This window comes from uncultured Limimaricola sp., assembly GCF_964022235.1.
GTDB lineage: Bacteria > Pseudomonadota > Alphaproteobacteria > Rhodobacterales > Rhodobacteraceae > Limimaricola.
In genome coordinates, this window is the sequence record NZ_CAXHZL010000001.1 from 368,372 (window position 1) to 382,653 (window position 14,282).

The window sequence follows — 14,282 nt, forward strand, 5'->3', positions numbered from 1 at the left end:
GGTCACGAACCGAGGCGCGTGGCGGTGAGTTGTCCGGGTAGTGCGGCCATGCTTCAGTGCCGTGTCCCGCTTCCGCCAAAGGCCCGTCCACCCCATGTCCGACCCCCTGACCGAAACAGACCCGATCGCGCGACCGCTTCCTGTGGTCTGGCTCTTGGGCAAGACAGGGGCTGGAAAATCTTCGCTGGTGCGGGCGCTGACCGGGCTCGATGAGATCGAACTGGGGTCGGGCTTTGCGCCAAGCACCCGCAACGCGGACGTGTTCGATTTCCCTCAGGACCAACCCTTGATGCGGTTTCTCGACACGCGGGGCTTGGGCGAGGCCGGCTATGACGCCGCCGAGGATCTGGCGCAGTGCGAGGCGCGCAGTCACGCGATCCTCGCGCTCGCGCGGCTCGATGATCCGGCGCAGTCGGATCTCGAGGCCGCGCTGCGCGAGGTGCGGCGCCGCAAGCCGGGCATCCGGGTCATCGTGCTGCACACGGCGGCGGGCGAGGTGCCCGATGAGCAGGCCCGGTTCCGTGCTCGTGCCGCCACGCAGGCCCGGCTGGAGACCGCAGCAGGTGGTGAACTGCCGGGGCTGGTGCTGTCGCTTGGGCCAGACGAGACCGAGGGCCTCGAAGCTCTGTGTGACCTGTTGGGCGAAACCATGCCCGAGGTGGCACTGCTTTTGGGTCGGGTCTCAGCCGGGGAGCAGAGCGACGGCTTTGCGGCGGTGCGCGGCGAGGTGCTGCGCTTTGCCGGGGCGGCGGCGGCGACCGATCTCGCGCCGCTCTTGGGCGTGGTCACAGTACCGGGGCTGCAGGCGGCGATGCTGCACTCGCTGGCGCGCCACCACGGCGTCGATTGGAGCGGTGCGCGCGCGGCCGAGTTCGCCGCCGCACTCGGGCTTGGCGCGGCGCTGCGATTTGGCGCGAGCTACGCGCTGCGTCAGGCGTTCAAGCTGGTGCCGGTTGCGGGTCAGACGCTGGGGGCTGCCGCTGCCGGCGCGGCGAGCTTTGCCGCGACCTATGCGCTGGGCCGGGCCGCGCATCGCTGGCTCGCAGCGGAAGCGTCGGGCGATCCGGTACCGGAAGCGGAGTTGCGTGCGATCTACCGCGAGGCGCTGAGCCGGGCGGGGCGGCGACGGTGAAGCGCCGCCCACTCGCCCGGATGCGCGGTGCGCTGCTGCGTTGGGATCGGTTGCTGATCGCGGTGTCGCTGGCGCTGCCGTTTCTCGTGCCATTCCTGCTTGGGTTCCTTTGGCTGACCGAGCACGATTGGTTGCTGCCGTATCTTGGCGTCTCCATCGCCATTGCGGCGCTGGCCTTCGGCATGCGCTGGTTTGCACGAAGGCGTCCCGGCGGAGGCGAGGCACCGTCAATGCTGATGGGCGAGATGAAGGTCGAATCCGACCCGGTCTGGTCCGACACGGAGCGCACCGCCTTCCGCGCCGCCCGTGACCGGATCGAGCGCGAGACCACCGAGCCGGTAGCCTGGGCCGAACTGCCGGACCTTGCGCTGTCGGTGATCGACGACATCGCCAAGGGCATGGGGCAGGAGGACCGCAAGGCGCTCGATTTCACGTTGCCCGAGGCGCTCTTGCTGACCGAGCGGGCCGCCTCGCGCTACCGCGACCACCTGCGCCGCCATGTGCCATTCTCGGACCGGATCTCGCTGCACACGATCCACTGGATTTGGAAACATCGCGGCCGGGCCCAGCTGGCGATGGACGCGGCCTTTGCCGGGCACCGGGTGCTGCGCTTCGCGCTCAACCCTGCCAAAGGCGTGCTGCGCGAGGTGGAGTGGCTGATGGCGGGCGGCAACTCGTCCTACCTCGGCACGCAGATGATGGGGGTGCTGCAAGCGGTGCTGCTCGAGGAGGTGGCCCATGCCGCCGTGGAGCTTTACTCGGGACGGCTCAGGTTCTCGGATGCAGAGCTGTTGCAGTTTCAGCTCGACGAAACTCGCGCCGACAAGGCCCGGCTGGCACAGCCCGACGCGCCGCTGCGCGTGCTGGTGCTGGGGCAGGTCAGCGCGGGCAAGTCGACCCTGATCAACGCGCTTCTGGGAGAGGATCGTACCGAGACCGACATGGCGGCCACCACCGAAGGCGTCATGGCCTATGAGGCGGCGATAGACGGCACCGATTGCTTGCTGCTCGACACGCAGGGCATCGACGGTGCGGCGGCCCGGCAGCGGATGCTGCTCGACGAGATGACGCAAAGCGACATGGTATTGTGGGTTCTGCGCGCCAACCGTCCCGGCCGCGCGGCGGATGTCGCGCTCCATGAGGCGTTCGAGGCATGGTTCACCGAGCACCCCGACAGGCGACGGCCTCCCGTGTTGCCGGTGGCGACGGCTGTGGACCGGCTGGCCCCCGACTGGCCATACCCCGAGCACCAGATGCCCCGCGAGGTGCGTGACCGTATCGGTGAGGCGATGGATGCCATCGCGCAGGACATGGGGGGGCTGCGCCCGCGCCCGGTGAGCGCGCTCGAGCCTGACTGGAACCTCGACGCGGTGCGCAGCGCCCTGTCGGGTGCGGTGAGTGAAGGGCTACTGGTGCAGCGCAACCGTCTGCGTCTGGCGGCGGCGCGTCACGCGCGCTCCGGCGACGCGCAGATCGTGCGGTCGGGTCGCGGGCTATGGCAGGGGGCAAAGCTGATCGGCGGCAAGCTTCTGGGTCGCTGGGGCGGAAACGAGAACGCCCGGCCAGAGGCCGGGCGTGGAGAAGAGGCGAAACCGGTGCCTCCGAAGGCGTCGGGCGATCACTCGCCGTAGGGTACCCAGATATTCTTGATCTGCGTGGCGCGGTGCAGGAAGCCGCGGCCCTGGCCCTCCTTGGCCAGCCAGTCGCGCGCAGCCCCGTCCTCGACCCAGGATTGCTTGAGGTTGCCCGCCGAGGCCTCCTCGATCATCCGGCCGCCGTCCTTGGTGCCGAAGTACCAGATGCCTGCCACGTCGTCGTGCTCGGCCAGCGTCTTGGCCATCGCGTCACGCTCGCCCGCGATGATGTTGACGACCCCGCCCGGCAGGTCCGAGGTGTCGAACACCTGATAGAGATCGGTCGCGGCCAGCGGATGGGTCTGGCTGGGGATCGCCACGACCGCGTTGCCCATCGCAATCGCGGGCAGCACGAGGCTGACGAAGCCCAAGAGCGGCTGCGCGGTCGGACAGGCGATGCCCAAGACGCCCAAGGGCTCGTGCATGGCGAGCGTGACATGCGCGCTCTTGGTCTGGTGCACCGCCCCGTCGAACTTGTCGGCCTGCGCCGCATACCAAAAGCAGCGGCGGATCGCGGTGTCGACCTCGGCCTGTGCCGCCGATTTGCCCGCGCCAAAGGAGACGAGGCGCTCGGCGAACTCAGCCCCCCGCGCCGAGAGGTTTTCGGCCACGTAGTAGAGCACCTGCGCGCGGTTGTGGCCCGTGGCCTTGCCCCAGCCCTTGGCCTTGTGCGCCGCCTCGACCGCGTTTCGGATGTCCTTGCGGTTGCCCAGACCGGCAAGGCCCACCGGGCCGTTCGCGCCTGAGACCGTGTAGGAGTAGCCCGAGTCGGGCCGTGCCTGCTTGCCGCCGATGTAGAACTTGGCGGTGCGGTCGATGCGCGCGGCGCTGCCAGGGGCGGCTTCGCCCGGCTGGCCCACGAGGGCCGTCGGGGCGGCTTCGGGTTTGCGGGCCTTGGGCTTGGGATGGGTGAGATAGGCCATCATGCCCTCGCGCCCGCCCTCGCGGCCAAAGCCGCTTTCGCGGTAGCCGCCGAAGCCTGCACCTGCGTCGAAGACGTTGGTGCAGTTGATCCAGACCACGCCCGCCTGCACCTGCGCCGCGATGTCGAGGCAGAGGTTGACGTTCTCGGACCAGATCGAGGCGGCAAGGCCGTAGCGGGTGTTGTTGGCCAGCGCCACCGCGTCCTCGGGCGTGCGGAAGGTGGTCACGGTCGCGACGGGCCCGAAGATCTCCTCGGTCGCCAGCGTCGAGGCGGGCTCGACCTTCATCGCGATGGTCGGCGGAAAGAAGCAGCCCTCGGGCGCGGTGCCCTGCACCAGCTCGGCTCCCTCGGCCACGCCCTTCTCGACGAGGCCGCGAATGCGCTCGAGCTGCACCGGATGCACGATCGCGCCCATGTCGGTGTTCTTGTCGAGCGGGTCGCCGACACGCAGTTGGCGCATCCGCTTCTCGAGCAGTTCTTCGAAGCGCTTGGCGACACTTTCGGCCACCAGAACCCGTGCGCCGGCGCAGCAGACCTGACCGGCATTGAACCAGATGGCGTCCGCGACGCCTTCGACGGCGGCATCGAGATCGGCATCGGCGAAGACCACGAAGGGCGACTTGCCGCCCAGTTCCAGCGTCAGCGACTTGCCCGTGCCTGCGGTCTCGCGGCGGATGCGACGGCCCACTTCGGTCGAGCCGGTGAAGGCAATTTTATCCAAGCCGTCATGCGCGACGATGGCCGCGCCGGTGCGACCGTCGCCGGTGACGATGTTGAGCACGCCCTTGGGCAGCCCGACCTCGGCCGCGATCTCGGCGAAGGCCAGCGCCGTGAGCGGCGTGTATTCGGCGGGTTTGAGCACCACGGTGTTGCCGGCGGCCAGCGCGGGCGCGACCTTCCATGCCAGCATCAGGAGCGGGAAGTTCCACGGGATGATCTGGCCGCAGACGCCGTGCGGCGCGGTGCCGGGAAGCTCGTCGTCGAGCAGCTCGGCCCAACCGGCGTGGTGGTAGAAGTGGCGCGCGACGAGCGGCACGTCGGCGTCGCGGCTCTCGCGGATCGGCTTGCCGTTGTCGAGGCTTTCGAGCACGGCGAGAAAGCGCGCGTGCTGCTGCACGTGGCGCGCGATGGCGTAGAGATACTTGGCCCGCTCATGGCCTGAGAGCTGTGCCCAGCCGGGCTGGGCCGCACGGGCGGCGCGCACGGCCGCATCGACGTCCGCTTCGCTGCCTTGGGTGACCGAGCCCAGCAGCTCGCCCGAGGCGGGGGAGCGGACCTCGAACATGTCACCGGGTGCCGTGAAGGCGCCGTCGATGAAATGGCCGAAACCGGTCTCGTTCTTCTGGAGCCAATCGCGCACGATGGCGCTGTCTTCGGGGGCGGTACCGTAATCCATGGTCGCGAGAATGTCCGTGATCGTGTTCATGACGCGCTCTCCCTCAGGCCAGCGAATGACGGTGGGCGGCGGCGTAGCGCCCGGTGACGTGGTGCTCGAGCTGGCGTTCGATGTCGCCCAGCATGGATGAGGCCCCGAGACGGAACAGGTCGGGCTGCAGCCAGTCGTTGCCCAGCTCTTCCTTCATCAGATACTGCCACGCCAGCGCATCCTTGGCGGATTTCATGCCGCCTGCAGGCTTGAAGCCGACGCGGTGCCCGGTGACGTCGCCATAGTCGCGCAAAGCGCGCACCATGGTGAGCGACACGGGCAGGGTGGCGTTGACGCCCTCCTTGCCGGTCGAGGTCTTGATGAAGTCGGCCCCCGCCTGCATCGCCACCATCGAGGCGGAATAGACGTTGCGCAGCGTGGCGATGTCGCCGGTGGCGAGGATCGCCTTGAGATGCGCCTGCCCGCAGGCCTCGCGCATCGCCGCGACCTCGTCGTAAAGCGCGGCCCAGTCGGCCTTCAGCACATGCTCGCGGGTGATGACGATGTCGATCTCGTCGGCGCCCTGATCGACGGTCCAGCGGATCTCTTCGAGACGCAGGTGCAGCGGCATCAGCCCTGCCGGAAAGCCGGTGGCGACCGAGGCCACGGGAATGTTCGTGCCGCGCAGCGCCTTGACGGCATGGGGCACCATGGTGGGATAGACGCAGACCGCGCCGGTGGTCAGCGCCATATCCGACAGGCCAAGCCCGTCGAGGATGCGCGGCGCGATCGGCTGGCGCGCCTTGGCGCAGAGGCGATTCACGCGGCCCTCGGTGTCGTCGCCCGCAAGCGTCGTGAGGTCGATGCAGCGGATCGCGTTGACGAGCCACGCGGCCTGGTGGGTCTTCTTGACCGACCGGCGGGTGGTCAGGGACGCGGCGCGCCGCTCGGCCGCCGAGCGGTTGACGGCGTGGCCCTCGAACATCGACGCATCAAGCGCCGTGCCGAGGTTGCGGGCGTGGTTGGGAAGGCTCTCGGGCTGGTCTGGCAGCGCGGCTGTGGTCATCGGTCGGGCTCCGGCCATGAAGGTGGACCCGGAATGTCTAACAGATAACGGTGATCTGCCTAGGGCGTCGCGACGGCAGCTGTCGAAAGGTCAGGCAGCCTTCGGCCGTTCAGGCATCTCGACGCCCTTCTTGGCGCAGCGCTTGGCGTAGGCTTCGTCCCAATGCCGATAACGGCCCATCACCGCCTGCTGCGCCATCACCAGCGTCACCAAAGCGCGGCGCGCCTTCGGCTTTTTCGCCAGCTTCGACAGGGACTTCTGGTCGCGTGTCATGGAGCAGCCGATGCAATGATCATCGCGCCTGAACTTGCAGACGCCGATGCAGGGGGAGGGCAGCTTGGCCATCTACTTGGTCAGGATCAACTTGCCCGCGCGGGTGATGCGCAGCGTGTAGCTTTGCCCGTCGAGTTCGATTCGGGCCCGGATTCCATCTCCGGTCAGGGCACGGGCGTCGTGCACCGGAAGCTCGGCCTCTTCGGCGCGGATCGGATGGGGCAGGGCGGTCATGGGCGTCATGGCGATGTCCTCGGTCGCATGTGGCGCGGCTTGCCCTCGAAGGGCTGGCATGCAGTCGAGACATAGTTGATAAAAATTATCGGGTTTGTCAATCGGATGTGCCGATGCCCCGCGGGGGCATCAGCGTTTCACTATGCAAAGCCTATGTCAGTCGGCGGCAAATCGCCATTCGGTGACCTGCCGGAACGGCTTGCCCGGCGCGAGGCGGAAGGTTGGAAAGGCCGGGTGATGCGGTGCATCGGGCCAGCGCTGAGCCTCGACGGCAAAGCCCGCATAGGGGGCGAGACCGGCATTGTCGGTGTCGCGCCCATCATAGACCTGCAGTCCCGGTGCCGTGGTGGCGATGCGCAACGCGACGCCCCCGCCGGTCAGCTCCAGCACCTCGCGCAACTCCGCATCGTCCTGCGACAGGCAGAAGTTGTGATCGAGCGGCGGATCGCCGGGGACCAGCGGGCGGGGAGCACGGAAGTCGTGGCCGCTCCCGGCGCTGGGCGCGATCTCGCCCGTGGGCAGCGATTCGTCGTCCGTGGGTAGCCAATGCTCGGCGGACACGCGTAGCAGATGGCCTTCGGTCGTGGGCGCGCCTGTCAGGTTCCAATAGCTGTGGTTGACCGGGTTCATCAGCGTCGGCTCGTCGGTGGTGGCGGTCAGCTCCAGCCGCAGCGTCGCAGGCGCGTGCAGCGACCAGCGCGCGTTGATCCGCCGGTTGCCCGGAAAACCGTCGGCCCCGTCGGGCAGGTCGACTGCCAAAGTCGCGGCGTCAGCGCTCTCCTCTACCACCTCCCAGACCTTGAACTGCGTGCCATGCCGCCCCGAATGCAGCAAGGCGCGGTGGTGGTTGGCGGTAAAGCGGTACTCGGCGCCGTCGATGGTGGCGCGCGCGCCTGCGATGCGGTTGGCGACCGGGCCGACCAGAGCGCCGAAATACCTCATCGCGCCGTCGTAGTCGGCGAGATCGTCCGAGCCGAGCGTCAGGTTGCGATCGACCCCGTCGAGCCGCACCGAGCGCAGGATCGAGCCACGCGTCAGCAGGTCGACCGACAGCCCGGCCTTCGAGAGCGACAGGCGATGCACGGCACGCCCCTGCGCGTCGGTGGCGAAGGGGGTCACAGGATCACCTTGTGCTCGGTCTGACCGGGCGCCTCGGCGCGGGTCGTGAAGGTTCGGCCCGAATCAGGGCCATTCGCGATCTCGGCCTCCGACAGGCCGGCAGTGGCCGAGGTAAGGAACATCGTCTTCATGTCGTCTCCGCCAAAGGCCGGGCAGGTGACCTGCGGTGCGGTGGGGCAGGGGTACTGCGCCACCTCGTTTCCTTCACGGTCATAGCCCGCGACGCGACCCGACCCCCATTGCGCATTCCACAACGTTCCCATGGCATCGATCACCGCGCCGTCGGGGTTGTGACCCGACCGCTTGCAATCGACAAAGACCTCCGCCTCGCCGGTGGGCCAGCCGTCCTTGTCGGTGCGCTGGCGCATGATCATGCCGGTGGGCGTGTCGGAGTAGTGAAAGAACCCGCCTTCCGGCGGAAAGCAGATCGCGTTTGGGATCGTCATGCCGTGGCGGATCTGGCGCAGCTCGCCCCGGTAGTACCGATAGAGCGCGCCCGCCCCCGCTTCGCCGTCGATGCCCATGGTGGAGATATAAAAGCCCCCATGCGGGTCGGCGCGGCCGTCGTTGGAGCGGGTGACCGGGTTGTCGCTGTCGAAATCGCAGACCTGTTCGTGTCGGCCGGTTTCGAGGTTGAAGGTTACCAGCGCCTTGTTGGTGGCGACCAGAAGCGTGTCGCGATCGACCCAGCCCGCACAGGAGGGCATATCCTCGAACACCCAGTGCTGGCCCGGCGTGTGCAGGCGGCGGCCCAGTATGTCGAACCAGTAGAGTTGCCGACGCTCGGGGTGCCACAGCGCACCTTCGCCCAGCACGCAGGAGGTGTCGTCGAAGACCTCGAAGGTGGAGCGCTCGCTCATGCGACGGCCTCGTCATAGGCCGCGACGATTTCGCGGGCACGGGCGGAAACTTCCTCGATCGAAAGGCCAGGCGTGTAGAGCGCAGTGCCGAGGCCGAAGCCGTCCGCCCCCGCCTTGATCCACTCGCCGAAGTTCGACGCGCCCGCGCCGCCCACGGCATAGATCGGCACGTCCTTGGGGTAGACCGCGCGCATCGCCTTGAGGCCGTCCGGACCGATCAGGCTCGCCGGAAACAGCTTGAGCCCCGTGGCCCCGGCGGCGATGGCGGCGAAGCCCTCGGTCGGGGTCATCACACCGGGCCAGCTCTCCATGCCCGCATCCACCGTGGCGCGGATCACCTCCACATCGGCGTTGGGGGACACGACCAGCGTGCCTCCCGCCGCCTTCAGCTCGTCCACCTGTGCCGTGGTCAGAACCGTGCCTGCGCCGATCTTGGCTCTGCCCGCCCTGGCCTCGGCCATGGCGCGGATGCTCTCGAAGGGCCGCGGCGAATTAAGCGGCACCTCGATCACGGTGATGCCTGCGGAGATCAACGCCTCGGCCACGGCGACGGCGTCCTCGGGGGGGATGCCGCGCAGGATGGCGATGAGCGGTCGGGTCATACGGTGGTCCTTTGTTTCCATGCGGCGGTGAGGCCCGCCAGCGTCACGGCGGTGCCGTTGGCCTGCGTGGCGGGTGCGCCTTGCGTCGCCAACGCGCGCACATAGAGCGAGCCAAGTCCGCCCGCACCGATCACGCCGATCTGCTGGCCGAGCCAGTAGGGTTTGGCGGCGGCAAGCTCGGCCCCGATGAGAAGGCCCGAGAGCCGCGACCGGGTGCTGGCCCCCGGTGCACCGTGCAGGATATCGGCCGCGCGGATCGTGAACAGCGCCGAGGCCAGACGTTCGGGCCGCGACAGCGTCTCGGCGACGCCATCGTCAAAGGCCGTCTCGTCCCAGCCTTCGGCTGGAATGGAATGACGCAGCACGGTGTGCGAGGACAGCGCGGCGAACAGCTCGCCTGTCATGAAGCTGCGGAAGCTGACCACCTCACCGGCGCTGATATGTGCCCATTTCGAATGGCTGCCCGGCAGGCACAGCACCCCGTCCCAGCCGGGGTTGAGCGCAAGGAAGCCCGCGATCTGCGTCTCCTCGCCGCGCATCACGTCCGCGGGGTCGGATTGCGACAGGCCGGGAATGATCGACACGTCGAACGCACCTGGCGCGCGCGTCAGCGCGGAGGAGAGCGGCGGGCAGGGGACGCTTGCATAGGCGGCCTCGGCCCAGCCCTGTTTCGCGCCGAGCATGCCGCAGGCGATCATCGGCACCGGGCCATGGTCGAGCCAGTCGTCACATAGCTCGCGCAGCGCGGGCTCGAAGGCGTCGGGGCCGAGCGCGCCCATGCCCTTGTCGGAGCCACGCGCCTCGATCACGCTGCCGTCGGCGGCCATGGCCCAGCCGCGCAGATGCGTCGTACCCCAATCGAGGGCGATCCAGGCGGGGGCGCTCATCCGGTCACGCTCACGCCCGCGTCGATCACCAGCATCTGGCTGGTCATCATCCGCGCGGAGTTCGAGGCGAGAAACAGCACGCCACCGACGAGATCCTCGGGCTGCATCAGTTCGGACAGGCACTGGGTCTGGCGATGCTTCTCGACCGCCTCGGGCGTGGCCCAAAGCTCTTTTTGCCGCTCGGTCATCACCCAGCCGGGTGCCACGGCGTTGATGCGGATGCCGCGTCCGCCCCATTCGCGCGCGAGGCTGCGGGTCATCCCCATGATCGCGGCGTTGGAGGCGACATAGGCCGAGAGGCGCGGCACTCCCATCAGGTAGCTGCCGGATGACATGTTGACGATCGCGCCGCCGCCGGCGGCCTCCATTATCGGCGCCACCTTCTGGGCGGCAAAGAAATAGGGCTTGAGATTGACCGCGAGGCAGGCGTCCCACTCGGCCTCGGTGAGGTCCTGCGCGTCGTGGCGGGTGTCGTTGGCGGCGTTGGAAACCAGCACCGTCACCGGGCCATGCGTCGTCGCGGCGGTGTCGATCGCGGCCATGAGCGCGGGCGTATCGGTTACGTCGCCCTGCACGAAGAGCGGGCGGTTGCCGGTGCGGGCCTCCATCTCCTCGACCGTCTCTTGCGCGTCGGCGCGGTCAAAGAAGGCCACCCGCGCGCCTTGGCGCAAAAACCCCTCGACCAGCGCGGCCCCGATGCCGCTGGCACCGCCCGTGATGAAGACCGACGCCTCTTTCAGGTCGGGATGGATCGCCTCTGCGCCCGTCATCTGGCTCACTCACTGCTGTTTCGAGGTGCTGGCAGACTGTCACCCGATCCACGTCTTTTACAAGGGGCGGGACCACATCTTGGACAGCAGTCTCACATATTGGGATCAGTAGCAGAGCACCGTGTCGGCGGCATGGGCGAGATCGACCAGCGCGTCAGGCATGGCAAATTCGGCCGGGTGGCCCTCCAGAAGCGCCTCGTCATAGCCGCGCGCCTTGGCCGAAAGACCGGATACGCGAAACCGTGCGCCCGCCTCCGACAATCCGGTGAGGTGGTCCGAGAGGCGTCCCGTGCCCTGACCTTCGATCCCGGCATGGGCGGGGGCCAGAAGGTGCACCCCATCGCCCGCGAAAAACACGGTCACGTCGTGACCCTTGCGCGCTGCGGTCAGGGCGATGAGGCACCCCAGCGTCGCCTTGTTGGCGTCGCTGGGGCCGGTGTGGATGTGCACGAGAAAGCGGGGCATGGCGGGTCTCCCGGTTGGCCCGCCAATCAGGGAGGCGGGGTTTCAGGAAACCGCCCCGAGCCCCCGTCGGTCAAGCGTCCCTTACCCCGCGACCCGCCCCAACGCGCCGTCGACCGCGCCGAGGATCTCGTCGATCTCGGCCTTTCCGGCGATCAGCGCGGGCGCGAACAGCAGCACGTTGTTGAACCCCGGCACCGAGCGGTTGGTGGCGCCGATGATGACGCCCTGCGCGAGACAGTCCGCCACCACGGCCTGCACCAAACTTTCGGAAACCGGCTCGCGGGTGTCGCGGTCGGTCACAAGCTCGGCCCCGGCAAACAGCCCCATGCCGCGCACGTCGCCGATCAGCGCGTGCTTGTCCATCAGCGCCGCCAGCCCGTCGTGCAGGTAGGCCCCCATGCGGGCGGAATTCTCGAGCAGGTTCTCGTCTTCGAGGATGCGCAGGTTTTCCAGCGCTGCCACCGGGCCGGAGGTGCAGCCGCCGAAGGTCGAGATATCGCGGAAGTGCGCCATCGGATCGGAGGCGTCCTTGAACTTCTCGAACACGGCCTCGGTGGTCACGCAGCACGAGATGGCCGCGTAGCCCGAGGCCACGCCCTTGGCCATGGTCACGATGTCGGGCTTCACCCCGAACTGCTGGTAGCCGAACCATGTGCCGGTGCGCCCCATGCCGCAGACCACCTCGTCGATGTGCAGCAGGATGTCGTACTTGGTGCAAATCTCCTGCACCTTCTCCCAATAGCCCTTGGGCGGCACGATGATGCCGCCGCCCGCGGTGATCGGCTCGAGGCAGAGCGCGCCCACGGTGTCGGGGCCCTCGCGCAGAATCACCTCCTCGATCGCTTGCGCCGCGCGCAGCCCGTAGTCCTCGCCCGCCAGCCCGTCCTGCGCTCGGTATTCGAGGCAATGCGGCACCATGACGAAGTCGGGCACGAAGGGGCCGTATTGCGCGTTGCGCTCGAACTGCCCGCCCGCCGAGAGGCAGGCGATCGTGGTGCCGTGGTAGTCGCGCTCGCGGTAGAGGATCTTCGACTTGCGGCCGCCGTGATGCTTGTGGCTGATCTGGCGGACCATCTTGAAGGCCTTCTCGTTGGCCTCCGAGCCCGAGTTGGCGAAATAGACCCGGTCGAGACCCGGCATTTTCGCGATCAGCGCCTCGGCAAATCGTGCCCCGGGAATCGAGCCCTGAGCGCCTGCGAAGTAGCACATCTTCACAAGCTGATCGCGCACGGCATCGGCAATGCTCTCGCGTCCGTAGCCGACATTGACGGTCCATACGCCGCCCGAGACCGCGTCGAGATGCTCGCGGCCGGTGATGTCCCACACCCGCATGCCGCGCCCTTCGACGATGATGCGCGGATCCGTCGTCTCCAGCGCGCGATGCTGGATCATGTGGTGCCACACATGGGCCCGGTCGGCCTCGATGACGCGGGCGGGGTCGTTGTGCATCAGGTCTTCCATGGCGGGCCTCGCTGGCTGGTGTCGCGCCACTCTCTGACCGCGAGGCGGCCCCGGTCAAGGGAAACACGATTCTCGCACCGCCCAAAATTTACCGTTTGATAAAAAATGAAACCGTGGCAGGCTCGGGAAAACGGAATGCCGCCACGGGGGACCGATGATGCCAGCCCAGCCACACACCGGACCGATTGCCGGTCGCTTGCCCGCCGATGCGCTGGCGGGGAACTTCGCCGATCTGCATCCGCCGTTGAGCGCGCATGAGGCGCGGGTCGCCGCGGACCGTTGCTACTTCTGTCACGACGCGCCCTGCATCACCGCCTGTCCCACAGACATCGACATCCCGCTGTTCATTCGCGAGATTCAGGCAGGCCGCCCAGAGACGGCGGCCCGCGAAATCTTCGAGGCCAACATTCTGGGCGGCATGTGCGCCCGGGTCTGCCCGACCGAAGTGCTCTGTGAGGGGGCCTGCGTGCGCGAGGCCGCCGAAGGCAAACCGGTCGAGATCGGCCTTCTGCAGCGCCATGCCACCGACAGCCTCATGGCCCGGCAGGGGCATCCCTTCACCCGCGCCGCGCCCACCGGCAAGCGCGTGGCGGTGGTCGGCGCAGGCCCCGCGGGTCTGTCCTGCGCGCACCGGTTGGCGCGGCACGGGCATGACGTGGTGATCTTCGAAGGCGCGCCCAAGCCCGGCGGTCTCAACGAATACGGCATCGCCGCCTACAAGTCGGTCGATGATTTCGCGGCGCGCGAGGCGGCGTGGATCATGGGGATCGGGGGCATCGAGGTGCGGCATGGGCAATGGCTCGGGCGCGAGATCACGCTGGAGCAACTCCGCGCAGAGTACGACGCGGTGTTCCTCGGCGTCGGTCTGGCGGGGGTCAATGCGCTGGACCTCGACGGCCCGGAGGTCGAGGGCCTGCACGATGCCGTCACCTTCATCTCGGCGCTGCGCCAGAGCGAGGATCTGACGACGTTGCCGATCGGCCGCGACGTGGTGGTGATCGGCGGTGGCATGACGGCGATCGACTGCGCGGTGCAGGCCAAGGCGCTGGGCGCCGAGACCGTCACCCTTGTCTACCGCCGATCGCGCGACCGCATGGGCGCGAGCCGCTTTGAGCAGGATCTCGCGGCCCAGCGCGGCGTCCGGCTGATGTTCGAGGCCGCACCCGTGGCGGTTGAAGGCAAAGAGCGGCTGAGCGGTGTCGTGTTCGAGCGGATGGGCGAGGGGCCCAAGGGACTCACCCCGACCGGAGAGCGCTTCACGCTGCCTGCCGACCAGATGTTCCGCGCTGTCGGTCAGCGCCTCGATGGTGCGCATGGCCTCGGAGTCGCACATGGAAAGGTTGTGACGCAGGGTTGTGGACGCACCGATATGGACAAGGTCTGGGCCGGGGGAGACTGTGCAGCGGGTGGCGACGACCTGACCGTCACGGCTGTGGCGCAGGGTCGGGACGCTGCCGAAGACATCCACGGTACACTGACAGGTTAGTC

The 14,282-nt window shown here is 68.2% G+C and carries 14 protein-coding genes; 3 read left to right on the forward strand and 11 right to left on the reverse strand.

Annotation, left to right across the window (positions count from 1 at the left end):
• Window positions 1-94 precede the first annotated feature (94 nt).
• Both AADJ02_RS01885 and AADJ02_RS01890 read left to right on the forward strand, forming a co-directional pair.
• Window positions 95-1,132, forward strand: a complete 1,038-nt coding sequence (locus AADJ02_RS01885) for a GTPase domain-containing protein (RefSeq protein ID WP_341211293.1) — start codon at window positions 95-97, stop codon at window positions 1,130-1,132.
• Window positions 1,129-2,763, forward strand: coding sequence for a GTPase (locus AADJ02_RS01890; RefSeq protein WP_341211294.1), 1,635 nt, complete (start codon window positions 1,129-1,131; stop codon window positions 2,761-2,763). The genes AADJ02_RS01885 and AADJ02_RS01890 overlap by 4 nt, the downstream gene beginning before the upstream one ends.
• Here AADJ02_RS01890 and AADJ02_RS01895 read toward each other — a convergent pair.
• The 11 genes from AADJ02_RS01895 to AADJ02_RS01945 all read right to left on the reverse strand — a co-directional run bounded on the left by AADJ02_RS01895 (window position 2,751) and on the right by AADJ02_RS01945 (window position 12,794).
• Window positions 2,751-5,117, reverse strand: coding sequence for an aldehyde dehydrogenase family protein (locus tag AADJ02_RS01895; protein WP_341211295.1), 2,367 nt, complete (start codon window positions 5,115-5,117; stop codon window positions 2,751-2,753). The two genes, AADJ02_RS01890 and AADJ02_RS01895, sit on opposite strands and share 13 nt — an antisense overlap.
• Before the next feature lie 13 nt (window positions 5,118-5,130).
• The gene (deoC, locus tag AADJ02_RS01900; protein ID WP_341211404.1) at window positions 5,131-6,042 is read right to left on the reverse strand and encodes a deoxyribose-phosphate aldolase; all 912 of its coding nucleotides are present in this window, start codon (window positions 6,040-6,042) and stop codon (window positions 5,131-5,133) included.
• Between the two features lie 171 nt (window positions 6,043-6,213).
• Window positions 6,214-6,468, reverse strand: a complete 255-nt coding sequence (locus AADJ02_RS01905; protein WP_341211296.1) for a DUF1289 domain-containing protein — start codon at window positions 6,466-6,468, stop codon at window positions 6,214-6,216.
• Window positions 6,469-6,630: a hemin uptake protein HemP gene (locus AADJ02_RS01910; RefSeq protein ID WP_341211405.1), complete on the reverse strand. Its 162-nt coding sequence runs from the start codon at window positions 6,628-6,630 to the stop codon at window positions 6,469-6,471.
• Between the two features lie 156 nt (window positions 6,631-6,786).
• On the reverse strand, window positions 6,787-7,749 hold the full coding sequence (locus AADJ02_RS01915) for an aldose epimerase family protein (protein WP_341211297.1): 963 nt from the start codon (window positions 7,747-7,749) through the stop codon (window positions 6,787-6,789).
• The gene (locus tag AADJ02_RS01920; RefSeq protein ID WP_341211298.1) at window positions 7,746-8,609 is read right to left on the reverse strand and encodes an SMP-30/gluconolactonase/LRE family protein; all 864 of its coding nucleotides are present in this window, start codon (window positions 8,607-8,609) and stop codon (window positions 7,746-7,748) included. Before AADJ02_RS01920 ends, AADJ02_RS01915 begins: the two co-directional genes overlap by 4 nt.
• The gene (locus tag AADJ02_RS01925) at window positions 8,606-9,211 is read right to left on the reverse strand and encodes a 2-dehydro-3-deoxy-6-phosphogalactonate aldolase (RefSeq protein ID WP_341211299.1); all 606 of its coding nucleotides are present in this window, start codon (window positions 9,209-9,211) and stop codon (window positions 8,606-8,608) included. The genes AADJ02_RS01920 and AADJ02_RS01925 overlap by 4 nt, the downstream gene beginning before the upstream one ends.
• Window positions 9,208-10,098: a 2-dehydro-3-deoxygalactonokinase gene (locus AADJ02_RS01930; protein WP_341211300.1), complete on the reverse strand. Its 891-nt coding sequence runs from the start codon at window positions 10,096-10,098 to the stop codon at window positions 9,208-9,210. Before AADJ02_RS01930 ends, AADJ02_RS01925 begins: the two co-directional genes overlap by 4 nt.
• Entirely contained in the window at window positions 10,095-10,868 is a 774-nt protein-coding gene (locus AADJ02_RS01935; protein ID WP_341211406.1) for an SDR family oxidoreductase, read from the reverse strand. Before AADJ02_RS01935 ends, AADJ02_RS01930 begins: the two co-directional genes overlap by 4 nt.
• 105 nt (window positions 10,869-10,973) lie before the next feature.
• Window positions 10,974-11,333, reverse strand: coding sequence for a DsrE family protein (locus AADJ02_RS01940; protein WP_341211301.1), 360 nt, complete (start codon window positions 11,331-11,333; stop codon window positions 10,974-10,976).
• 81 nt (window positions 11,334-11,414) lie between these two features.
• Window positions 11,415-12,794 carry an aminotransferase class III-fold pyridoxal phosphate-dependent enzyme gene (locus tag AADJ02_RS01945; protein ID WP_341211302.1) on the reverse strand — a complete coding sequence of 460 codons (1,380 nt, stop codon included), beginning with the start codon at window positions 12,792-12,794 and terminating at the stop codon, window positions 11,415-11,417.
• A gap of 157 nt (window positions 12,795-12,951) precedes the next feature.
• Between AADJ02_RS01945 and AADJ02_RS01950 the strand changes: the two genes are divergently transcribed.
• Window positions 12,952-14,280 (forward strand): NAD(P)-dependent oxidoreductase, encoded by a 1,329-nt coding sequence (locus AADJ02_RS01950; protein WP_341211303.1) that lies wholly within the window; start codon window positions 12,952-12,954, stop codon window positions 14,278-14,280.
• Window positions 14,281-14,282 lie beyond the last annotated feature (2 nt).